At 66.3% G+C, this 20981-nt stretch carries 17 protein-coding genes and 1 pseudogene; 3 read left to right on the top strand and 15 right to left on the bottom strand.

Going from position 1 to position 20981, the window contains the following annotated elements; translation table 11 throughout:
* Positions 1–7 precede the first annotated feature (7 nt).
* Positions 8–1714, bottom strand: a complete 1707-nt coding sequence (locus AC56LK_RS14450) for an MFS transporter (RefSeq protein WP_497185190.1) — start codon at positions 1712–1714, stop codon at positions 8–10.
* A 248-nt stretch (positions 1715–1962) separates the two neighbouring features.
* Between AC56LK_RS14450 and AC56LK_RS14455 the strand changes: the two genes are divergently transcribed.
* A complete protein-coding gene (locus tag AC56LK_RS14455; RefSeq protein WP_497185191.1) occupies positions 1963–2670 on the top strand; it encodes a hypothetical protein in 708 nt (235 codons plus the stop codon).
* Here the strand turns inward: AC56LK_RS14455 and AC56LK_RS14460 are convergent.
* Both AC56LK_RS14460 and AC56LK_RS14465 read right to left on the bottom strand, forming a co-directional pair.
* The gene (locus tag AC56LK_RS14460) at positions 2648–3874 is read right to left on the bottom strand and encodes an MFS transporter (protein ID WP_497185192.1); all 1227 of its coding nucleotides are present in this window, start codon (positions 3872–3874) and stop codon (positions 2648–2650) included. The genes AC56LK_RS14455 and AC56LK_RS14460 overlap by 23 nt on opposite strands.
* Before the next feature lie 62 nt (positions 3875–3936).
* Positions 3937–4865, bottom strand: a pseudogene (locus AC56LK_RS14465) (NAD(P)-dependent alcohol dehydrogenase).
* A gap of 167 nt (positions 4866–5032) precedes the next feature.
* Between AC56LK_RS14465 and AC56LK_RS14470 the strand changes: the two are divergent.
* Entirely contained in the window at positions 5033–5926 is an 894-nt protein-coding gene (locus AC56LK_RS14470; RefSeq protein WP_497185193.1) for a LysR family transcriptional regulator, read from the top strand.
* On the opposite strand, the gene AC56LK_RS14475 is transcribed toward AC56LK_RS14470, so the two are convergent.
* The 12 genes from AC56LK_RS14475 to AC56LK_RS14530 form a co-directional block, all read right to left on the bottom strand.
* Positions 5923–6264 carry a cyclophilin-like fold protein gene (locus AC56LK_RS14475; protein WP_497185194.1) on the bottom strand — a complete coding sequence of 114 codons (342 nt, stop codon included), beginning with the start codon at positions 6262–6264 and terminating at the stop codon, positions 5923–5925. The genes AC56LK_RS14470 and AC56LK_RS14475 overlap by 4 nt on opposite strands.
* Positions 6265–6281: 17 nt before the next feature.
* On the bottom strand, positions 6282–6647 hold the full coding sequence (locus AC56LK_RS14480; protein ID WP_497185195.1) for a (R)-mandelonitrile lyase: 366 nt from the start codon (positions 6645–6647) through the stop codon (positions 6282–6284).
* Positions 6641–6853, bottom strand: coding sequence for a hypothetical protein (locus tag AC56LK_RS14485; protein WP_497185196.1), 213 nt, complete (start codon positions 6851–6853; stop codon positions 6641–6643). The genes AC56LK_RS14480 and AC56LK_RS14485 overlap by 7 nt, the downstream gene beginning before the upstream one ends.
* Before the next feature lie 116 nt (positions 6854–6969).
* Positions 6970–9819: a TonB-dependent receptor gene (locus tag AC56LK_RS14490; RefSeq protein ID WP_497185197.1), complete on the bottom strand. Its 2850-nt coding sequence runs from the start codon at positions 9817–9819 to the stop codon at positions 6970–6972.
* 228 nt (positions 9820–10047) lie between these two features.
* The gene (locus AC56LK_RS14495) at positions 10048–10983 is read right to left on the bottom strand and encodes a carbohydrate kinase family protein (RefSeq protein ID WP_497185198.1); all 936 of its coding nucleotides are present in this window, start codon (positions 10981–10983) and stop codon (positions 10048–10050) included.
* Positions 10980–12074 carry an ABC transporter ATP-binding protein gene (locus tag AC56LK_RS14500; protein ID WP_497185199.1) on the bottom strand — a complete coding sequence of 365 codons (1095 nt, stop codon included), beginning with the start codon at positions 12072–12074 and terminating at the stop codon, positions 10980–10982. The genes AC56LK_RS14495 and AC56LK_RS14500 overlap by 4 nt, the downstream gene beginning before the upstream one ends.
* Positions 12075–12082: 8 nt before the next feature.
* Positions 12083–15016, bottom strand: a complete 2934-nt coding sequence (locus tag AC56LK_RS14505) for a glycoside hydrolase family 32 protein (RefSeq protein ID WP_497185200.1) — start codon at positions 15014–15016, stop codon at positions 12083–12085.
* 31 nt (positions 15017–15047) lie between these two features.
* Positions 15048–16037, bottom strand: a complete 990-nt coding sequence (locus tag AC56LK_RS14510; RefSeq protein ID WP_497185201.1) for a family 43 glycosylhydrolase — start codon at positions 16035–16037, stop codon at positions 15048–15050.
* 17 nt (positions 16038–16054) lie between these two features.
* Positions 16055–16939, bottom strand: coding sequence for a carbohydrate ABC transporter permease (locus AC56LK_RS14515; protein WP_436105361.1), 885 nt, complete (start codon positions 16937–16939; stop codon positions 16055–16057).
* Positions 16936–17982: a carbohydrate ABC transporter permease gene (locus tag AC56LK_RS14520; protein ID WP_497185202.1), complete on the bottom strand. Its 1047-nt coding sequence runs from the start codon at positions 17980–17982 to the stop codon at positions 16936–16938. The genes AC56LK_RS14515 and AC56LK_RS14520 overlap by 4 nt, the downstream gene beginning before the upstream one ends.
* Positions 17979–19253: an extracellular solute-binding protein gene (locus tag AC56LK_RS14525; protein ID WP_497185203.1), complete on the bottom strand. Its 1275-nt coding sequence runs from the start codon at positions 19251–19253 to the stop codon at positions 17979–17981. The genes AC56LK_RS14520 and AC56LK_RS14525 overlap by 4 nt, the downstream gene beginning before the upstream one ends.
* Positions 19250–20272 (bottom strand): LacI family DNA-binding transcriptional regulator, encoded by a 1023-nt coding sequence (locus AC56LK_RS14530; RefSeq protein WP_497185204.1) that lies wholly within the window; start codon positions 20270–20272, stop codon positions 19250–19252. Before AC56LK_RS14530 ends, AC56LK_RS14525 begins: the two co-directional genes overlap by 4 nt.
* Positions 20273–20592: 320 nt before the next feature.
* Here AC56LK_RS14530 and AC56LK_RS14535 point away from each other — a divergent pair, with 320 nt between their 5' ends.
* Entirely contained in the window at positions 20593–20964 is a 372-nt protein-coding gene (locus AC56LK_RS14535; protein WP_497185205.1) for a hypothetical protein, read from the top strand.
* The last annotated feature ends 17 nt before the right edge of the window (positions 20965–20981 follow it).

A 20981-nucleotide genomic window follows, 5' to 3' on the forward strand; every position in this document is an offset into this window, starting at 1 on the left:
GTTCTCCTCAGCCGGCCGTCCTGGTGCGGGCGAACAGCCGCTCGATCTCTTCCAGCGACTTGCCCCTGGTCTCGGGCAGGAAGAAGCTCGCCGTGATGAAGTAGACAAGGGTGCAGGCCGCCCAGAACAGGAACATCATGTGATAGCCGAAATTGCCCACGATCGGCAGGAAGGCGCCGGCGATCAGCGTGCCGGTGCCCTGGTTGATCAGGAGGGCCACGCCCATGCCCACCGAGCGGATCCGGGTCGGCATCAGCTCGGACAGCGCCAGCCAGACGCACACGCCGGGCCCGATCGAGAAGGCGGCGATGAAGCCGGCGATGCAGAGCGCCGCCAGCAGCCCGCTGCTCCTGTCGGGGATCGGGCCGACGCTGGCGCGCAGGACCTGCAGGGGTGCTGCGCCAAGGCCCGCGGGAGGCCGGATGGCGATGCGCTGGACAGACGCCTTAGCGGTCGACGTAGTCGCTTCGGCCAACTGCTGCTTTTCGCCGTACTGGTAGAGGATGCTCAGCTGCACCGGCCCGGCCGGGGACTGCGCGAAGCGGGCGTCGCGCACATCCAGGTCGAGCGCATTGCCGCGCACCAGCGCCGCCACCTCGGCGCGCACGTCGACGCGCTGCGCTTCGAAGCGGTGGAACAGCAGCGCCAGCAGGCAGAGCGACACCATGATGCCGGCAGTACCGATCCGGAGCAGGAAGACCCTGCCCTTGCGCTCGACCAGCATGATCGCGAACACCGTCATCACCATGTTCAGGATCTTGATGGTGGTGCCGTAGCCGGCCGCGCTCACCGGATCGAGCCCGGCGTGCTGCAGGATGGTCGACATGAACTGCAGGATGGAATTGATGCCGGTGGCCTGGTTGCAGCCCAGGATCACGCAGGCCAGCACGAAGGGCAGCACGTAGCGCCGCTCGGTCAGCATGCCGGCCAGCGCCGCGCCGCGGCCGAGTGCGGGACGCGCTCTTTCCTCGCTGAGTGCCGCTTCGATTTCGGCCATCTCGGCCTCGCATTGCGCCGCCGGCCGCAGGCGCGCCAGCACGCTTGCCGCCTGCGCCCCGCGCCCGCGCCGCATCAGCCAGCGCGGCGATTCGCTCACGAACAGGCAGCCGAGGAGGAACAGGCTGCCCGGATACAGCACCGCCAGGAACATGCTGCGCCAGGCGCGGTCGGCGGCGGCGGCACTTGCGGCGGCATCGCTGCCGGCGGCCTCGATCGCCAGTTCGGCGTTTCCCAGGTAATGGTTGCCGATGAAGGCGGCCAGCACGATGCCGGCCGTGAGCGCGAACTGGAACAGCGCCAGCCCGCGTCCGCGCTGGCTGGCCGGCAGGCACTCGGCCAGGTAAAGCGGCACCACCACCGCGATCACCCCGCCGCTCAGGCCCTGCACCAGGCGCCCCAGCAACAAGGGAATAAAGGATTGCGACAGGTAGATCAGGGTGACGCCGCCGACGAACAGCAGTGCGCTGACCACCATCATGGGCCGCCGGCCCAGCCAGTCGGCCAGCATGCCGGCCACCACCGAGCCCAGGATCGAGCCGCCCATCACCGCCGCCACCACCAGCGACAGCTGCGCTTCGGTGAGGCTGGTGGCCCGGTGCAGGTAGGGCAAGGCGGGATCGATGATGCCGATATCGATCCCGTACAGGAGTCCGCCCATGCCGCTGATCGCGGTCAGGAACAGCAGGTGCAGGCGCTGCTTGTTGTGTGTCGACATTGCTTGCCTCGGATGCGCAGGTTGAATGACGCCGGCGCAGCCCGCATGCTGGCGCATTGTCGGCAACATATCTTAATCGCAATAGTCGGCAATAACGGTGGAAGCGGGTTTTCGGTCCTTCTGTTTAGTGAACAAGCGCGCAAATACAGACGGCCGCAAATTCGTTACAAGTCTTCGACAAATCTTGTCTATTTCAAGATACAGGCCTCGCCTATCCTCCACGTTCCCCACACCACACAGGACAGTCGATGGCCACTCAACAACACCTCATCCTGGGCATACTGACGACGGCCTGCCTGCTCGCCGCCTGCGGCGGCGACGATCCGGCGCCTCCGGTGCCCCAGATCGCGACCGTGTTTAGTACTTCTGCGGATGGATGGCAGGGTGCGTATGCCGACTACCACGCCGAGACCGAGCCCAGGGACGTCGTCTGGGAGCCGCGCGCCCTGCCCGCTCCCTTGTCCGGCCAGGCCTATTACACGGGCGGCACGAACCGCAGCGACGACCTGTTTATCTACAATAAGAAGAAGTTCAGCGGCTATGCGCCGTCCCGGCAATACAAGCTCAGCTTCGAGATCGAGATCGCGACCAACCAGTCGTCCGGCTGCGTCGGCGTCGGCGGCGCACCCGGCGAAAGCGTGTACGTCGTGGCGGGAGCGGCCCCGACCGAACCGAAAACCGTGCTCACCGGCGGCGAATACGTCGTCAACCTGGAGCGCGGCAACCAGGCCACGCCGGGTCCGGCCTCCCAGGTGCTCGGCAACGTCGCCAACACCGTAAAGGATTGCGGACCCCAGGTGTACCAGACCAAGACGCTCAAGAGCACGGCGCCGTTGACCGCGGCCAGCAATGCCAATGGCGAGATCTGGGTCTTCTTCGGGATCGACTCCGGTTTCGAGGCGAAGAGTTCGGTCTTCTACAAGTCGATCAAGGTCACGGTCGAAGCGGCGCAGTGAGTGCCTCGCCGGCCGCCCGTCCCGCGAGGGCGGCCAGTACGGACGCCACGAGGAGAACGGCGGCGCTGGCCATAAAGGTAGCCTGGTAGCCGAGCGCGTCGTACAAGATCCCGCCCAGGGTCGCGCCGCCGGCGATGGCAAGCTGGACGACCGCCACCATCAGTCCCCCTCCCCGCTCGGCGTCCTTGGGCAGGGTGCGCGCCAGCCAGGTCCACCAGCCGACCGGCGCCGCGGTCCCGATCAGCCCCCAGATCCCCACCAGAACGGCGGTAGCCGCCACCGAGTCGCCGAAGCGCAGCAGCGCCAGTGCCAGCAGCGCCATCCCGATCGGGATCACGACGAGCGTGCGGTACATGCCCTCCTTCAGGAAGGCGCCGATCACGGTGGTGCCGATCAGGCCGGCCACGCCAATCACGAGCAGCAGCAGCGACAGCGTGGCATTGTCGACGCGGGTGACCGTCTCGAGGAAGGGCCGCAGATAGGTGAACAGGGTGAACTGGCCCATGAAGAACAGGCTGACTGCCGCCATGCCCAGCGCGACCGCAGGCCGGCGCAGCAGGGCGAACACGTTGCCGCTTTTCGCTCCATCTTGTGCCCCGCCCTGCGCGGGAATCGGCGGCAGGCTGACCAGTTTCCATGCCAGGGCCAGTATCGCGACCGGGATCAGGCAGAAGAAGGCGCCGCGCCAGCCGATGATGGCGCCGAGGTAGCTGCCAAGCGGAGCCGCCACGACCGTGGCCAGCGCATTGCCGCCATTCAGGATGGCCAGGGCGCGCGGCACGTTCTGGACCGGGACGAGGCGCATGGCAGTCGCCGCCGACAGGGACCAGAAGCCGCCGATGGCGACGCCGATCAGGGCGCGGCCCACCATGAGGATGGGATAGTTGGGGGCGAAGGCTGCGAGCGTTCCCGACAGGATCATCAGGAGCGTCAGTCCCAGCAGCAGGAGCTTGCGGTCGATCCGCCCGGCCAGTGATGGCATGCACAGGCTGGTGACGAGGGCGAAGGCGCCGGAGACGGAAATGGCCTGGCCCGCCTGGCCCTGGGTGACGCCGAGGTCGTCCGCGATCGGGCTCAAGAGGCTGACCGGCATGAAATCGGAGGCCACCAGGACGAAGGCGCCGAGCGACATGGCGAGGACGCCGCCCCATGCGGGCCGCGCGGCCACGCTGTCGGCGGCGTGGGTGATATTGGTTGGATTCATGGTCGTAGCAAGGCATACGGCGCCAGAGTGGCGCCGCAGGGGTGAGAGAAGGAATGCGCGGACTAGTCCGCGAGCGAGGCGCTGTCGATGACGAAGCGATACTTCACATCGCCCTTGAGCATGCGCTCGTAGGCCGCGTTGATCTCGTCGGCACGGATCATTTCGATGTCGGCGACGATGCCGTGCTGCGCGCAGAAATCCAGCATCTCCTGGGTTTCCGCGATCCCGCCGATCATCGAACCGGCCAGGGCGCGGCGCTTCAAGATCAGCTTGAAGACTTGCGGCGACGGATGGGGCGAAGACGGCGCCGACCAGCACCATGCTGCCATCGCGCCTGAGCAGGCTCAGATTGGCGTCGAGGTCGTGCGGCGCGGCCACGGTATTGACGATCAGGTCGAGGGTTCCGGCGCGGGCGGACATGGCAGCGGGGTCGCGCGACATGACGACTTCATGGGCCCAAGCGCCTGCGCGTCCTGGCATTCCAGTGGCTCAGCGGCGACCAGGTCGTGATGCCCGCGCACAGCAGCGGGGCGACCGCCACCAGCTGCTCCGGCGCATGGCGCACGCGCAGCACATAGTGCTCGTGCACGACGATCTGCTGCGAGTAGCCGCCCAGCGTATGCCCGGGTGCGTCGCCGGTGCGGCCGTTGTAGGTGCCGACCATGCCGTCGCAATAATTTTCCAGGCCCGCTTCGCAGTCCGCGCAATGACGGCAGCTGTCGACCATGCAGCCGACACCCACCAGGTCGCCGACCTGGAACGCGTCCACATGGGCGCCGACCGCGGAAACGCGGCCGACGATTTCATGACCCGGGACACAGGGATACAGGGTGCCCGCCCACTCGCCGCGCGCCTGGTGCAGGTCCGAATGGCATACGCCGCAGTAGGCGATGTCGATCCGGACGTCGTGCGCGCCGACCGCGCGGCGCACGATGTCGATGGGTTCGAGGGGCTGGTCGCCCGCATGGGCGCCGTAGGCCTTGACTGTCATATTGTTCGCTCCATTGCTTATTTCTGAAAGCTGCACATGGTAGCCGCGAAAAGCCGCGGAAAAACGCGCTGAAATGGGATGGCCTTATGAACCGGCGTCATGAATAGAGGCTAGTATTATTCATCCAGTGTAATAAAATGCTGCAGAGATCAACAAGGGAATCCGACATGGCGCGTGACACGATCAATGACATCCTGGTGTTCATCGCCATTGCGCGGGAACGCAGCTTCACGCGTGCCGCCGCCAAGCTCGGCATGACCCAGTCATCCCTCAGCCACATCATGCGCGGCCTCGAAGAGCGCCTCGGTGTGCGGCTGCTCACGCGCACGACGCGCAGCGTCTCGCCGACCGAAGCGGGCGAACGCCTGCTGCGCAACGTCGGCCCGCGCCTGGAAGAGATCGAGGAGGAAATCGCGGCGATCAGCGATCTGGGCGACAAGCCATCCGGCCTGGTGCGCATCACGGCCATCGACCACGTGATCGACAACATCCTGTGGCCGCGCCTGGCCGAGCTCGTGCTCCAGTACCCGGACATCCAGCTGGAGATCAGCTCCGACTACAGGATGGTCGACATCGCCGCCGAGCGCTTCGACATCGGCGTGCGCTGGGGCGACCAGGTCGAGAAGGACATGATTGCGGCCCGCATCACCCCAGACGTCAAGATGATGATCGTGGGCTCGCCGGCCTACTTTGCGCGGCGCCCGAAGCCGTCCTCGCTGCAGGACCTACTGAAGCACAACTGCATCCAGCTGCGCCTGGCGACGAGTGGCGGCCTGTATGCCTGGGAGCTGCAGCACGAGGGCCGCAACGTCGAAGCCCGGATCCAGGGCCAGCTGGTCTTCAATGGCGTTTACCCGATGCTCAACGCCGCCCTGAGCGGCTGCGGACTCACTTTCCTGTCGGACGACCTGGTCGCCCACCACGTGCGCGAGGGGCGCCTGGTCAGCGTGATGGAAGACTGGTGCCCGCACTTCCCCGGACTGCATGCCTATTATCCGAGCCGCCGCCATTCCTCGCGGGCGCTGGGGCTGGTGATCGACGCGCTCCGCCACAAGGGCTAGTTGCGGGAAAACGCGATCCGCACCTCGCCCCTGCCGAGCGCCCGGGCCAGGCCATCGGGATCGTCCACCCGGCCAAGGCGCGTGTACGAATACGGCGAGTCGAAGCCCGGATAGAACGCCACCAGGGTGGTCAAGCCGTACAGCATGAGATCGCCGTTGCGGATCGTGCCGGGACGGCTGGCGCTGGCCGGCAAGGCCTTGGGCAGCTCCGCATGCTTTTCGTTGCTGTTGAGGTCGGCCATGGCGATCGTCAGCGGCAGCATCGCCGCGAAGGCCCGGGCGGCTTCAGTATCAGCCAGGGTGATGGCGAAACGGCGTTCGCCGACGGTCATCCACATGCGATGCTGCTCCGATTTCACGCTGACGGCGGCCGCTGCCCCAGGCTGGGCGGCATCACATCCACCCATGTCATCCCGGTGGACGGGGCGGCCCCGTGCCAGTGCTTGACCCCGGGCGGGGTCCAGATGACATCGCCGGGCCGGATGTCCTGGACCGGACCGCCCCATTGCTGGACCCGGCCGGCACCCGCGGTGACGACCAGTACCTGCCCGGCCGGATGGGTATGCCAGGCCGAGCGCGCGCCCGGCGCGAAGTTGACGTAGGCGCCCGTCGTGGCCGCGGGCGGATGGGCGCCGAACAGCGAATCCACGCGCACGCTGCCGGTGAAGTACTGGGCGGGACCCTGGCTCGATGCCTGGCTGCCGGCGCGGGTAATCACCATGTCCGGCGTGGGAGCACCGACCGGTCGAGATACAGCACGCCCTGTTCGCGGTCGTAGCCGATCTCGGTCTGCCCATGCACCCGGATGCCCGAGCGGACGGCGCTGCCCGGCTGCAGGCGCAGTTCGATCCCGAACACGTCGCCGGCCGCATTCACCGTGGCCCCCACCAGCCTCGCGGCCTGTCCGATCCCTATCGTGCTTTCCATGATCATATTTGGACACTTCGGCTCACATTTGGCTCGACTAGAGTCGAGTTCCTTCCATGAGAGTGGGGCAGCGCCGACGGCTGCCCCAAGGGAGAGAAGATGCGTAGCCGCTCCGCTCAGAAGCGGTAAGTCAGGCTGAAGCGGATGGTGCGGCCGAACAGCGGACGGGCCACGCCGCGGTTACGCGTACTGTCCGGGGACAGCAGGTCCGTGAACAAGGGGTCGCCTTCGGTGAACGACAGCGAGTTGTTCAGGTTGGCCACGTGGATCTGCGCCATCAGCCGTTCGGTCGCCTGGTACTGCGCGCCCAGGTTCAGGATCGAGTACTCCGGGAGCAGCGTGACGTCGCGGTCGGTCGCTTCGGAGAAGCGCGATCCGGTGAACTGGTACTGGGCGTATACGGTGAGCGGAATGCCGGTCAGGTTCACCAGGTCCCACGACGGCATGAAGTTCAGCATGCGCTTCGCGAGACGCCGTGGACGGCGGCCGTCCTCGCTCACCTGGTTGAACTCATAGCCGGTGATCACGCCCTGTGGATCGCGCACGCTGCGCACCAGGGTGTACTGCGCGCCGTTGACTTTTGGGTTCTGGGCCACCACGGTGCCCTTCAGCTCCAGGCCTTCGACAAACGACGGGCGCCAGCTCAACTCGACCTCGGTGCCGACGTTCTTCACGCCGCGCTTGTACAGCTGCGCCACGTTGGGACAGGTCGAAATCTGCGGGATGCCGCCCAGCGACGAGCATTGCGGCGAGGTAAAGTCGTTGTACTGGTTGATCTGGCTGCGCGGCGTGAAGTCGTTGTAGAACACCGCCACCGCCGCGCCGAAACCGCGGGTCAGGTAACGCAGGCCGGCCTCGTACTGGCGAATCTTCTCGACCGCTTCGATATTGATGGTCCGGCCATTGACGACCACCGGACGGGCGGTTGCCAGGTTGTTCAGGTCCTCCACGCTGGGCAGGCGGAACGAATGCGAGGCGAGCGCGTAGACGGCGAGCGGACGGCTCAAGCTGTAGTTGGCGCCGATCGACCAGCCGACCGCATCGAACTTCCTGTCCAGCTTCTGCGACGGACCGGGGAACAGGAGGCCGTCATCGGCGGCCGTATCCTGCAGCGAACCGGGCACGATATTGGCCGGCGTGACGTTGGTCACCTGGTCGCGGTCGCGGCGGTCGACGCGCGCATGCACGTCCTGCCAGCGCACGCCGATGTCCATCTTCAGCTTGCCACCCATGGTTTCCCAGTGATCCAACAGGTAGGCAGCGCTGCCGTCGGCCTTGACGTCGCTGACGAAGCCGAACCAGCCTGGCAGGATTGCGCTGCCGGTGGTCAGGCTCGGGCCCACCCGGTTGCCGTTGGCGTCGACCGGGAACAGTTCGGCCAGACGCGAATTCTCGGCGCTCTCGCCCACCATCAAGGATGCCTGGAAGTTCGGCGAGAACGCGTAGCGGCTCTTGTACAGGCCGAGGGTGATGTCGTGGCTGCCCGCCAGTTGGAAGGTCTTCTGCGCCTTGACGTCGAGCGAGCTGCCGTGCGCTTCGGACTGGGCCACGAAGGGAATCAGGAAGTTCAGCAGCTTGTTGGGCTGCACCGCCGTGCCGTCGTTGAGCCATTTGCCGGAGACTGCGGTGGCGCGGGCGTAGCGCCGGATGAAGTCGTCGCGGCTGATGTTGGCGAACTGCGCGCAGGCGTTCGATGACGGCACGCTGAAGTAGCCGAGCAGCTTCGCATCGTTCAGGTTACAGGCCAGCGCAGCATTGTGGGCCGGCGACACCACGTCGTTCTGATAGCGGGCGTTCAGGAAGTTCGATGCCGTGGTGGTGTCGTTACCCGTGAAGACCGCATTGAAGCCGCTGCTCCCGTCGGTGTGGCGCAAGCCGGTGGACAGGCGCAGGCCGTTGTCCAGCTCATGCGCCAGCTTGAGCGTGAAGATCTTGAAGTTCGGGTGGATGCCGTCGGCCTGGTCGACCGTGCGCTTGCCGTACTCCCCGAGCATCGGGAATTTGCGGTTGTGGGGCGAAGCCGTGGTGCCGTGTGCGAACGGGATGCCGAGCGGCTCGATGCTGTCCGAATCGAGCACGGTCGGATTGTCGGGAGTGCCGCTTGCGGTGAAGCGCGGCACCGAGATCGGCAGGTTCTGGTAGAAGGCGGTGCGGTCGTTCAGCAGCAAGGCGTCTACCCGGGCCTGGGTCTTGCGGTCCTGGCTGTTCCACAGCAGGTTGCCGCGGATCTGGCCGCCCTTGTCGGCCGTGTAGCCGGTGTTGCGGATGCCGTCCGACTGGCGATAGAAGCCACCCACGGCGTAGGTCAGGTTGGGATTGATCGGGCCGGAAACGAAGGCGTCATGGCGGTAGAAGCCGTAGTCCGCGTATTCGAACTTGTAGCCGCCTTCGCGCGTCTGGCGGCCGGTGCGGGTCACGTGGTTGACCGTCGCGCCCAGGCCGTTCGAGTACAGGATGCCGCCGGTACCGCCCTTGACCACCTCCACGCTCTCGGTCATCAGGTCATCGCGGATGAACACGTCGTTGTTCATCAGCGGCACTTCCGGCTCTTCATAGGCCGGCAGGCCGTCGATCAGCTGCGGCGCGAAGCGGTAGCCGCCCACCACGGGCAGGCCGCGCACGGTGATGTTGTTGCTGGCCTCGCCGGCGGTACTGCCTTCGGCATAGATCCCGGGAATGTTGTTGAGCAGGTCCGCCGTACTCATCGGCGCCAGCTTCTGGATATCCTCTGCGGACAGCGTATTGATTGAAAACGTGGCGTTCTTCTTGCTCGTGCTGCGGGTGACCCCTGTCACGATCACCACATGAGGCGGATCGTCCGACTTCTTCTCGAGCGCCGGCTCGGCCTGGGTCTGTTGGCTCGCCTGCTCCTGGGCAGACTGCTGTTGAGCGAATACGGCAGCCGGCAGCAGGCAGATGGCCAGCGCGGCGGAACGTCCAATGTAACGTGCAATCGAATAACGCATGAAGTGTCCCCTTCGTTGAATTTTATAAGCCTTCAATTGGCGCGGTGGCAACTTTTCGCCGCCTGAGCCTCGATCATCTTGTTGTTGTTGCTGTGTCGTGCCTGCCCTCCCCCCAGATGCAGCGCTTGATGTCCACCGTTGTCATCGTAAGCGCGTCTTTACAAGATGTCTATCGTTGTCATTCCTGGTGTCTAACGAGAGACATTTCTACAACAGAACATGTCGGTGTTATTCCCCGCTGACTTCGCGAAGGCGCGGCAGATCGGCGCCGCGACGCGAACAGGTGATGGCGGCTGCGCGTGCCGCGAAACCCAGTGCCGCGGCCAGGGTCGCGCAGTCCAGCCTGCGCAGGCCTTCGCGGTGCAGCAGCGCGTGCCGTGACAGCCAGGAAAGCAGCCCGGCCTGGAAAGTGTCCCCTGCACCGACCGTGTCGATCACCTGCACGGGCACCGAGGGCAGCTCCGCGCTCGCCCCGTGCGCGCTGGCCGCCAGCACGCCGTCGCCGCCGCGCGTGACCACCACCAGCTGCGCACCGGCGTCGAGCGCATGACGCATGAACGCCTGCGGCGACCAGTGCGGATACAGGTGATGCAGGTCTTCGTCGCTGATTTTCAGGAGATCGGTACGCGGCAGCATCCATTCGAGCGCGTCACGCCACACCTCGATGCGCGCTTCGACCGCCAGCCGGATGTTGGGGTCGTAGGCGATCAGGCTGCGGCCCTGCTGGCGCTCTACCAGGGCGCGCAGCGTCCCGGCCACCGGCTCAGCCACCATGCAGTAGGAGCCCACGTGGATCAGGCTTGCGTCGTCGGGGACCAGGGCCAGGTCCGCCGGCAGCACGCTGCGTTCGGCTGTGGCCGATCCATAGAAGCTGTAGGCCGGTATGCCGCCGGCATCGACGCTGACCATGACCAGCGCGGTCTGCGCATCCGGCCGCGGCGCGGCGCCGACATCGACGCCTTCGGCAGCCAGCGCGGCAGCCAGCCGCTCGCCGAACAGGTCGCGCGCCAGGCCGCCGAAGAACAGCGGCGGCGCGCCCAGCCGGGCCAGCCCCACCGCGAGATTGAAAGGCGAACCGCCAATACGTGCCGACAGGTCGATCCCGCCCGCATGGGACGCGCCGGGAAAGACGTCGAACAGGGCTTCACCGCAGACGACGATCATGCTACCTCCTTGATACCGCCGGGCTCCGCGCTGTCGACGCGCAGGCCCTGTTCATCGAATACGTGGATCTGGCCGGCCGCCGGGCGCACGGCCCAGGCGCTGTCTTCGCGCGGAGGCTCGCCGCGCAGCGCCACCACCAGCGGCATCGCCAGCCCCGGTACGTTCAGGTGCACGTAGGATTCCGCGCCCAGGCGCTCGATCAGCGCGACCGTGCCGCGCAAGGGACCGTCCGGGTCGGGCGCCAGATGCTCGGGCCGCAGGCCGACCGTGACCCGGCTGCCGGAAGGAATGGCGCCGAACCACGGAAGACGCGCCTGCTCGCCCAGCTGCAGCGCGCCTTCGGCCACGCTGGCCGGCAGCAGGTTCATCTTCGGACTGCCGATGAAGCCCGCCACGAACACATTGGCCGGACGCTCGTACAGCGTCATCGGAGTGCCGATCTGCATTACGCCATTGGGACTCAACACCACGATGCGGTCGGCCAGGGTCATGGCTTCGACCTGGTCATGGGTGACGTACACCATGGTCGCGCCCAGCTGCCTGTGCAGCCGGGCGATCTCGACACGCATGTCGGCGCGGAGGGCCGCGTCCAGGTTCGACAGGGGTTCGTCGAACAGGAAGGCGCGCGGCTTGCGCACGATGGCGCGGCCGATCGCCACGCGCTGCCGCTGTCCGCCCGAAAGCTGGGGCGGGCGGCGCTCCAGCAGATGCTCGAGCTGCAGCATCTTCGCGACCGCGCGCACCGCCGTGTGGATCTCGGCCTTCGGCACCTTGGCCAGGCGCAGGCCGAAGGCGATGTTTTCGAACACGCTCATGTGCGCATACAGCGCATAGTTCTGGAACACCATCGACAGCCCGCGCCTGGCGGGCGGTGTCTCGTTGATCCGTTCGCCGTCGATGCGGATCTCGCCGCCGCTGATCTCTTCCAGCCCGGCGATCATGCGAAGCAGGGTCGACTTGCCGCAGCCGGACGGGCCGACCAGCACGACGAACTCGCCATCTTCGATGGTGAAGCTGATGCCCTTGAGGATATGGGCGCTTTCCTTTCCCGGATACGACTTGGCGACATCCGCGAGCACGATCGATGCCATGCTTTCTCCTATTTCACCAGCCGTGCGACCGGCACGTTGATGCTGTCCAGGTTGAGGTGGCCGCCCTTGCGGGTGGCGCGATCGACGGCCTTCAGGTACAAGGTTTCTCCCTTGTATACGGCCGCATCCCAGAATACGCGCTGGTACTGTTCGAAATCCAGCCCGGTAGCCTTCATCAGTTCCCGATTATCCGCCGCACGCACCAGCGCCAGGTACAGGCGCTCGCTGTCGCGGCCACCGGAGATCAGGAAGTTGATCTGGCCGTCGCCGCCCAGCACGAAGCGGCTCGACTCCATCACGCCGACGGCGCTGTCGCCGTCCGGCACCCCGGCGCCGGCGTAGTGGCAGGCGTCCACGGGACGATCATTGCCGTAATAGCCCACGGTGCCGCCGACGAGTTTCTGGCGGCTGATGCCTGCACCCGAGAATGCCATCCCCTCTTTCACGGTCCAGCCGGACAGGTCGCAGGCGGCGAAGTCGCCGTTGGGCAGGCCGGTCCGGAAGGCGGATGCGGGGTCGACGCGGATACCCGCCGGCGCCACCGGCACCGGCGGCTTGCCGTCCTTGGCATTGAGCGGCCAGACCTTGAGCGACCGCACGCGGTCGCCCGGCGCGGCGAGCAGGTCCAGGCCGAGCGAGTCCAGACGAGCAGGGAACACACGGCTGGTCAGGCTCTTGCGCTCGTTGACATAGGCTTCGACCATCGAGCGGTCCAGGTAGACGCGCAGGCGCAGCGGTTCACCGTTCAGGGCAAAGTCGCCGCCCTGCACCCCGTGCGAGCGCATGTCCGGGTCCAGGGTGCTGCGGCTGCGGTCGATCTCGAAGCGTGCGCGCGCGGTGTCCACATACAACGCGGTCTGCTCGCTGCCGTCGGGCGCCTTGCGCAGCACCAGGCCACGTTTGGCGGCCACGCCGGCCGCAGGCAGCAGTTCCAGCTCGACTTCGATCACGTCGCCGCCGGCCCTGGCCAGCGCGGCGCGGGCCTGGGCCACGCTGACGTTCTCCAGCGAGAGGATGGGCGCCTGGCGCAGCGCCTTCAGTTCGTCGATGGGCTTGAGGCGCAGGTCGCCATCCGGGCCGATCTTCATCTCGACCGGCAGGCCGGCGTTGTGCGCCCAGCCGGCATCCCAGTCGATCTGCGCGGTGCGCTCGCCCTGGGCGATCGACATCACGATGGTGCGGCCGCTCTTCGGGTCGACGAAACCGGACGGGCCGGAGAAGTGGCCCTGGCCCAGGTCAAATACGCGTGGCGCTTCCGAGTCAGGTGTGAAACGCGCGCTGTCCGGATCGAACACGCCGGTCCAGTAGTAGCTCTGCGCACCGATATCGTTGAGGAAGACGTGGCGTTCCCGTCCATCGACACCCTTCCCGATCGGCAGCAATACCGGCAGCTCGAAGGTCTTCTCGAAGCCTGGATACTTTTTCGCATCGATGGTGAACAGCGGGCCACGGTAGGTCCAGTTGATCAGGTCCCTGGACTCGTGGATCATCGCCATGCCGCTGCCGCCCGGGATGCGCGAGCCGACCAGCTGGAACCAGCGCTTGCCTGCCTCGTCGCGGAACACGAAAGGATCGCGGAAGTCGCCGGTGTAGCCAGGACCGCTCTGCTGCAGCGTGACCGGCCTCGGATATTTTTCCCATTCGAGCAGGTAGGGGTCCTGCAGGTTTTTCGGCGTGGCCAGCGCGCTGCGTTCGCGGATGCGCTCACTGTCGTTCCCGGCGGTGAAGAACAGCACCGGCGTGCCGTCTTCCTTGAAGGCCGCACTGCCCGACCAGATTCCGTCCGGCGCCAGGGTATCGTCTTCCGGCGCGATGGCAATCGGCTGCTCGCGCCAGTGCACCATGTCCGGGCTGGTCCAGTGGCCCCAGTGGATCTGATGCCAGAAGGGTCCGAACGGATTCTTCTGGAAGAACAGGTGGTATTGGCCCTGATAGTAGAACGGCGCATGCGGCTCGTTCATCCAGCCCGCATCGGGCATCGCGTGGTATTGCGGCCGATAGCGGTCGCCGTCGAAGGTCGCGAGCGGCACCTTCACATCGTCCGGATGGAGTGCGGGCGCCTTGCCGCCGCGCGCGCCCAGGTCGTCCGCGATCATCCGTGCCAGCAGCGCGGCATCGGCTGCGCCGGTGCCGATACGCACCTCGTCCATCAGGCCGAAGTAGGTATTCAACTGGAACACCCCTGCCACCGACAGCGGCTGCGAATGCCGTCCGACCGTCAAGCCCGTTGCGGGCACGGTGAAGTCGCCCTGCGCGGGCGCGGGCCGGCTGGCTACCTGCACGCCATTCAGGAACAGGCGCGCCATGCGGCTGACCGGATCGTAGCTTGCAGCGACATGGGCCCACTGGTCGCGCGCCAGCTTGCGGTCACGCACGCGCAGGTCGATCACGCTGGAACCGAAGCCGAGTTTGACGCCCCAGCTGCCGTGGCGGTGGATGCCGAACGAGAAGCCCTGCTTGCTGGCCTCGTCGAACTGGCTGAGGACCGCGGAATAGTGGTCGCCGTCACCCCATTCGAAGGCATGGGGCGCAACCCAGGCGGACAAGGTCAGGCCCCCGCGCACCTGGGCCGCGCTCAGGCCGGGTGCGGCGATATCGGTCGAATAGCCGTCGAACAGCAGGCAGCCGCCCTTGATGCACTTGGCCGGTGCGCGCCAGAGCGGATCGGAATCGGGCTTGAAGCGGGCGCGCTTGAACACGAACTGCACGCTGTCCGCGCGGCCGCTGAGACGCTCGCGCGCCGCGCCGCCGGCCGCATCGTCCAGCGTCCAATGCGCCAGGCCGTCCGGCACGGACGGCATCGCCCCGGCCGCAACGGGCGCAGGCGTGGCGCCGCCGGGCGCCGCGGTGGCGCCGCCGCATGCCGCCATCGCAAGCGTCGCCACCAGCGCCACGCTCCCCTGCGCCACCAGCCGTGTGCGCAGTCCCCTGTCGTTCTTCATACCTGTCTCCTGTTGTTATTGTCCACCGTTGTCATTCGGGTGTCAAAAATCCGGCGAGCGAATAGCGTCCCTGCGCCAGGGTCAGCGGGATCGGATCGGTGATGCGGCCCACGAAAGCGCCATCAGGGCCGGTATCCTCGAATGCCATCAGGCAGTCCCCACCGGTGACCGGATCGCGCAGGATCTTGCCGGCGTAACGGCGGCACGGCACCGCGCCGTCGAGGAATTGCTCGGCCGGGCGCCACGGTCCGAGCGGATGCTCGGCCACCAGATAGGAAGTGCCTGACACGCCGCCGTCGCAGGCCTCGAGCATCGCCGCCGACCAGTGTTCGCGGATATTGCAGAAAGTGCAAAACCACTGGCCGTCACGTGCGAATACCTGGGGCACTTCCAGCTGCCCGTAGTGGCCGCCCTCGTACACGGGCGCGCTCGCCTCCCAGTGCACGAGGTCCGGCGACACCGCGTGGCCAATCACGCCGCGCTCGTATTTGTCGCCGTCCTTGCGGCGGGCGGTGAAGAACATGTGGTACATGCCGTCGATCTTTTCGGGCAGCACGTAGGGGTCGCGCAGGGCGCGGTCGTGCCAGCGGCCTTCGGCATGCTCTTCATAGAAGCGCTCGTCCAGGTCGAGCGCGAGGCCGGCGCCCAGGCCGCAGTCGACCCGGGTCCACGGGCCGTGGATCGAGCGCGCGGTGGCGTGGCCGATACGCTGGCGCATGCCGTTCTCGGCGCGGCAGGTACCGGTATAGAACAGGTGGTAGCAGCCTTCGGCCTTGATCACCGAGCCGGTCCAGGTGGTGTAGTCGTCCCAGGCCGGCGCAGCGGACGGCCGGAACACGGTACCCTTCACCTGCCAGTTGCGCAGGTCGTTTGACACCGCATGGCCCACCGAGACGTTCCAGTGGCGCAGGTCCGGGTTTCCGATGGCGCGGTCGGCCTGCAGGTAAAACAGGTGCTGGATCCCGTCTTCCGCATAGTGCCAGAAGTCCCAGATGAATTTGTCGTCGATTTTGAGGGTCATTGTCGTTTGGAGAGAGGTTAGCCTTTGATGCCCGTTCCCGCGACCGAGGCCACGAACTGCCGCTGGAAGGCCAGGAATACCGCCAGCACCGGGAAAGTGATGACCGTCGCATAGGCCATGATCTGACCCCATGAGTTGCTGCGGCCGAAGAACTGCTGGATGCCCGGCTGGACCGGCCGGAAGCTCTCCGACTGGATCACCATGATCGGCCACAGGTACTGGTTCCACGCGCCGATGAACAGGATGATGGCGGCGGTGGCGATCACCGGGCCGCTGTTGGGCATGATGACGCGCAGGTAGATGGTCCACGGCCCTGCCCCGTCCATCTTGGCCGCTTCGTCCAGCTCCTGAGGAATATCGCGGAAGAACTGATAGAACAGGAAAGTGCAGAAGGCGTTGGCGACGAAGGGAATGATCTGCACGTGCAGGCTGTTGAACCAGCCGGTGCGCAGGGCGAGCATGCCCTCTTCGAAGGACAGCCAGGGCAGCTGGGCCACCAGCGACAGCAGCGGGATCGAGATCACTTCGAACGGCACGATGACCAGCGCCACCACGATGCCCAGTACCACGTGGCGTCCGCCCCAGCGCATGCGTGCCAGGGCATAGGCCAGCATGCTGTTGAGAATCACGCCGGCAACCACGGTGCACACGGCGACGATGGTGGAATTGAGCAGGAAGCCCGGCAGGTCGCTCTTTTCGAAGATCGCACGGTAATTGTCCAGCGACCAGCCGGGGCCGGGCACATAGCTCGACCAGTGCGCCAGATTATCGAACACCGCCGTGTCGCCCTTGAAGGACGCCGCGAACATGAAGGCGAGTGGCATGGCGAAGATCACGCCCAGCGCCGTCATCATGGCCAGCAGCAGGGTCTTCCTGATCATGGTCTGCGTGGGCTGGTTCATGTCTTGCCTCCGTTTCCGCCCAGGCGGCGCTGCAGCAGCGACACGCCGAGCACGATCGTGAAGAACACCAGCGTGATGGTGGAGCCGTAGCCGATGTCCTGTTCTTCGAAGCCCTTGCGCACCGCGTGGTAGACCACGGTCGAGGTCGAGTCGAGCGGCCCGCCCAGCGTCATCACGTCGACCTGGGTGAACAGGCCGAACGCCAGCAAGGTGGTCGAGACCAGCACGAAGACGATGGTGTTGCGCAGGCCCGGCAGGGTCACGTGCACGAAGCGCTGCCAGGCATTCGCGCCCATCAGCGTGGCCGCCTCGTACTGTTCGTGGGGGATCGACTGCAGGCCGGCCAGGAACACCAGCATCTGGAAGCCTGCGCCCTGCCAGGCCGACATCAGCGCGATCGATGGCAAGGCCAGGCTGGGACTGCCCAGCCAGTCCGGGCTCAGGTCGGGGTTGCCCAGCAGGACGCGCAGGATGGCGTTGATCAGGCCACGGTCGGTGTTGAGCAGGAAGGACCAGACGATCGAGGCCACCACCATCGAGGTCACCACCGGTGCGAAGTAGACGGTGCGGAAGAAGATCCGGCCGCGCAGCTTCTGGTTGACCAGGATCGCCAACCCCAGTGCGGCACCGCACTGCAGCGGCAGCACCAGGATGGCGAACAGGAAGGTGTTGATCAGCGAGCGGTAGAACAAGGGGTCGCGCGCGGCCAGCACGTAGCGGGTGTCGCCCAGTTCGAGCTGGAAGGCCGGGCGGTAGCCCGACAGTTCGGGATGCAGCTGCCGCGTCTCGCGCCAAGTCGGATAGCGTCCGGCTTCCTTCTCGACGCTGAGCGTCTGCACCGACAAGAGGCGCACGTAGTTGTCAAGGCCGATGAAACGGGTCGGCTCGGGCGACACCAGGCGGTGGTTGGTGAAGGTGGCCGTTGCCGCCAGCAGCAAGGGCAGCAGGATGAAGCTCGCGAACAGCAGCATGGCAGGCGCCGCGAACGAAGCCACGTCCCACGCCCTGTCCTGCCCCAGTCGGGCTGTCGTGCGCAGTTTCATGGCTGTGCTCCGGCGGGGAGTTTGGACGAGAACCCGTAACCGTTGTTGCGGGCGATATTATGTTCGATCGCTTCGACCGCTTCGTCGAGCGCTTCGGCCGGGTCCTTCCCTGCGCGCAGGTCGGACATGGTCTTTTCGAACACCGCCGAGATGGCCGGATAGGCCGGCGTGGCGGGACGCGGCACCGCGTAGCGCTGCGCGAATTCGAAGAAGATGCGGCGCGCACCGCCCTCGCGATAATGCTCGGTGCGCGCGGCCGCGGCGGCGCTGACCGGCACGTGGCCGGCGGCGCGCGACATCTCGGCCATTTCCTCGATCGAGATCATGTGGTTCAGGAAGGCCGCCGCGCCCTCGGGCTGGCGGCAGTCGCGCGAGATGGCCCACTGCCAGGAAGCGGCGCCGATGCGCGGCCCCTTGCCGAAGTCGGGCGGCGGCATCGCCACCAGGTCACGGCCGAAGATGCGGTCGTAGTCGTCGGCCTTCCACGAGCCGGTATAGTGGAACAGCGCGCGGCCCTGCTCGAAGGCGCGGTCGTCCGCGGGATTGCGTTCGGCCAACCGCTCCCTGAACAGCTGTGCATAGTAGCGCGCCACGCCTTGCGCCTGCGGGCTGTTGAGAATGCCGTCGACGCGCAGGTAGCCGCCGCGGTCGATCAGGTCGGCGCCGGCGCTCTGCAGCCAGGGCGAGAATGCATAGCTCAGCCACTCGGCACGCGAGCGGCCGTTCATGTCGAGCGGAAAACGGTAGGCTCCGACCTGCTTGACCTTGACCAGGATGTCGTGGAACTCCTGCGCACTGTAAGGCTGCCCGATGGTGGCGATGCGCACGCCCAGCCGGGCCAGCTCCGAACGGCGCGAGAACAGCGCCAGCACCACGTCGAACTGGCCCACGCTATACAGCTTGCCGCGGTAGGTGCCGCGCCCGCCCGGCAGCAGCCGCTCCACCGCCTCGGCCGGCAGCAGTTCGTCCAGCGCGCGTACATGGCCGGCCCACGCAAAGTTGGGGACGGTCGGCTGGTCGATCGCGATCACGCAGGGCAGCTGGCGCACCAGCGAGGCTGCCGTGATGGCGCCGGTGTAGGTGGCTTGCGGCATGCTCTGCATGACCACCTTCCACTTCGACTGGCTCGCGTTGAAGCGGGCCACTGCGGCGCGCCCGGCCGCCATTTCGGCGTCGCCGGTGTCGTGGCGCCACATGCGGATTTCGACCGGCGCGGCGGCGCAAGTCAAGGCCGGCAGCAGCAGCGCGATCGCGGCGAGACATGGTTTCATGCGCGTTGTCCTTTCGGCGGCCTGGTCACGGTGCCGCGTTCGACCGGACGGCACGGGAGCAGCATGGTGCCGGCGGAGGCGTCACCCGCGAACGCGTGGCGTGCGGCCTGCTCGCCCATCTCCCGATACGGCAGTGCGACGGTGGTCAGGCCCGGATCGAGCGCTTCCGAGATCAGGCGGAAATCGTCGAAGCCGACCACCGACACGTCGTCGGGCACGCGCAGGCCGCGGCGCTGCAGGATGAAGATCGTGCGCATGGCCATCTTGTCGTTACCGCACAGGATGGCGGTGGGCCGGTCGCCGGTGGCGAACAGGCGGTCGATGGCGTCCTGCAGGTGGCTGAACTCCGCATCGGGAATCGGCGCCGCGCCGTACTGCAGCCATTCGGCGCGTGGCGTCACCCCGTGCTCGGCCATGGCCCGCAGGAAGCCTCGGAAGCGCAGCTCGGTCGCCACCATGTACGGAATCAGCTGCAGCAGCGCGATCTTCTTGTGACCGGCATTGAGCACCAGTTTCGCGGCCGCGTAGCCGCCGCCCTCGTCATCCGGCACGATCTGCGGATAGCGGGCCGGCGTCTCGAAGCAGTTGGCAAGCACCGTCGGGGTCGCGCCCAGGATCGGCTCGAGCGTGACCTGCGCATGGAAAGGCGTGGCAAACATGATGGCTTCGACGCGGCGCTCGCGCAGGTCGTTCACCAGCCGGCTGGCGTTCTGCGCGTGCCCGCCCGTCTCGCCGATCAGCAGCATCTTGCCCCGCTGCTCGCAGACCGACTGGATGCCCTTGATGATTTCGGACGAATCGGGCGAGGTGGTGAGCTGTTCGGCGATCACCGCGACCAGGTCGGTCGGACGACCGCGCAACATGCGCGCCGCCGCCGACGGCGCAAAGTCGAGCGCCTGCATGGCCTGCTCGATCTTCTTGCGGGTCTTTTCCGAGACCGAGCTGGCGTCGTTGAGCACGCGCGACACGGTCTTGATCGACACCCCGGCCTTCTCGGCCACATCGTGAATGGTTGACACTTCCCCTCCGTCTCCTGCACAAAACAGCTGGAGCGCCGTTTTGTCCATCGTTGTCATTTTTGATTATGGTAGTTCGGAAGAATGCGCGGGTCAACAAGTAAATTTTACTTGCGCCACAGTTCCGGCGGCGTCCGCGCGTACACAGTCGCATGCGCGTCTCACAAACCGCAAATGGCGATCCCGTGCGCGCGATCGCCATAAGCGGCCGCATGGAGCGCGCGGACGTGTCGCACCGCTATGAAGAATAGAACTTTTTGCTTGCATTTGACACAACACATCCCTAGACTGGATGTGGTCGCGCGGTATGTACAGTGAGATCGATGGCATTGCTTCAAACGCGCGAGAATCCATTCAACCCTTTGGACCTGGTCGCCATGACTGAAATACGTGCGCTTATCGAATTACTTGTCGAGGACCGGGCGCCTGGCGTCCCGGCAGAGGCAATCGCGGAAGTGCTGGACCGGATGATCTGGTGTGTCGCCGACAATGGAGAAAGCATCCTCGCGGTGCGCGACGAATGGCTGGAGTCAGGCGACGAATACCGGATCGCGATTGCTCTGTCCATGAACGACGTTTTCCCGTTCAACACCAGGCCGCAACTGGAGCAGGGATTGGCGGGCATCGCCCTCCGCTTTCCCAGCTTGCGTGGCAAATGCGTCGAGTGGCTGGGTCATTCCGGCGAGCTGCCCTGAACCTGGTGACTGCGCCG

The sequence above is a fragment of the Telluria sp. ZB4P36 genome (assembly GCF_059685865.1).

Bases quoted from the DNA above. Each gene is read 5' to 3' on its own strand.
- AC56LK_RS14525 (WP_497185203.1), bottom strand. From the start codon at position 19,253: ATGAAACCATGTCTCGCCGCGATCGCGCTGCTGCTGCCGGCCTTGACT.
- AC56LK_RS14505 (WP_497185200.1), bottom strand. From the start codon at position 15,016: ATGAAGAACGACAGGGGACTGCGCACACGGCTGGTGGCGCAGGGGAGC.
- AC56LK_RS14470 (WP_497185193.1), top strand. From the start codon at position 5,033: ATGGCGCGTGACACGATCAATGACATCCTGGTGTTCATCGCCATTGCG.
- AC56LK_RS14495 (WP_497185198.1), bottom strand. From the start codon at position 10,983: ATGATCGTCGTCTGCGGTGAAGCCCTGTTCGACGTCTTTCCCGGCGCG.
- AC56LK_RS14490 (WP_497185197.1), bottom strand. From the start codon at position 9,819: ATGCGTTATTCGATTGCACGTTACATTGGACGTTCCGCCGCGCTGGCC.
- AC56LK_RS14535 (WP_497185205.1), top strand. From the start codon at position 20,593: ATGGCATTGCTTCAAACGCGCGAGAATCCATTCAACCCTTTGGACCTG.
- AC56LK_RS14450 (WP_497185190.1), bottom strand. From the start codon at position 1,714: ATGTCGACACACAACAAGCAGCGCCTGCACCTGCTGTTCCTGACCGCG.
- AC56LK_RS14475 (WP_497185194.1), bottom strand. From the start codon at position 6,264: ATGTGGATGACCGTCGGCGAACGCCGTTTCGCCATCACCCTGGCTGAT.
- AC56LK_RS14515 (WP_436105361.1), bottom strand. From the start codon at position 16,939: ATGAACCAGCCCACGCAGACCATGATCAGGAAGACCCTGCTGCTGGCC.
- AC56LK_RS14480 (WP_497185195.1), bottom strand. From the start codon at position 6,647: ATGGTGATTACCCGCGCCGGCAGCCAGGCATCGAGCCAGGGTCCCGCC.
- AC56LK_RS14520 (WP_497185202.1), bottom strand. From the start codon at position 17,982: ATGAAACTGCGCACGACAGCCCGACTGGGGCAGGACAGGGCGTGGGAC.
- AC56LK_RS14460 (WP_497185192.1), bottom strand. From the start codon at position 3,874: ATGAATCCAACCAATATCACCCACGCCGCCGACAGCGTGGCCGCGCGG.
- AC56LK_RS14485 (WP_497185196.1), bottom strand. From the start codon at position 6,853: ATGGAAAGCACGATAGGGATCGGACAGGCCGCGAGGCTGGTGGGGGCC.
- AC56LK_RS14455 (WP_497185191.1), top strand. From the start codon at position 1,963: ATGGCCACTCAACAACACCTCATCCTGGGCATACTGACGACGGCCTGC.
- AC56LK_RS14510 (WP_497185201.1), bottom strand. From the start codon at position 16,037: ATGACCCTCAAAATCGACGACAAATTCATCTGGGACTTCTGGCACTAT.
- AC56LK_RS14500 (WP_497185199.1), bottom strand. From the start codon at position 12,074: ATGGCATCGATCGTGCTCGCGGATGTCGCCAAGTCGTATCCGGGAAAG.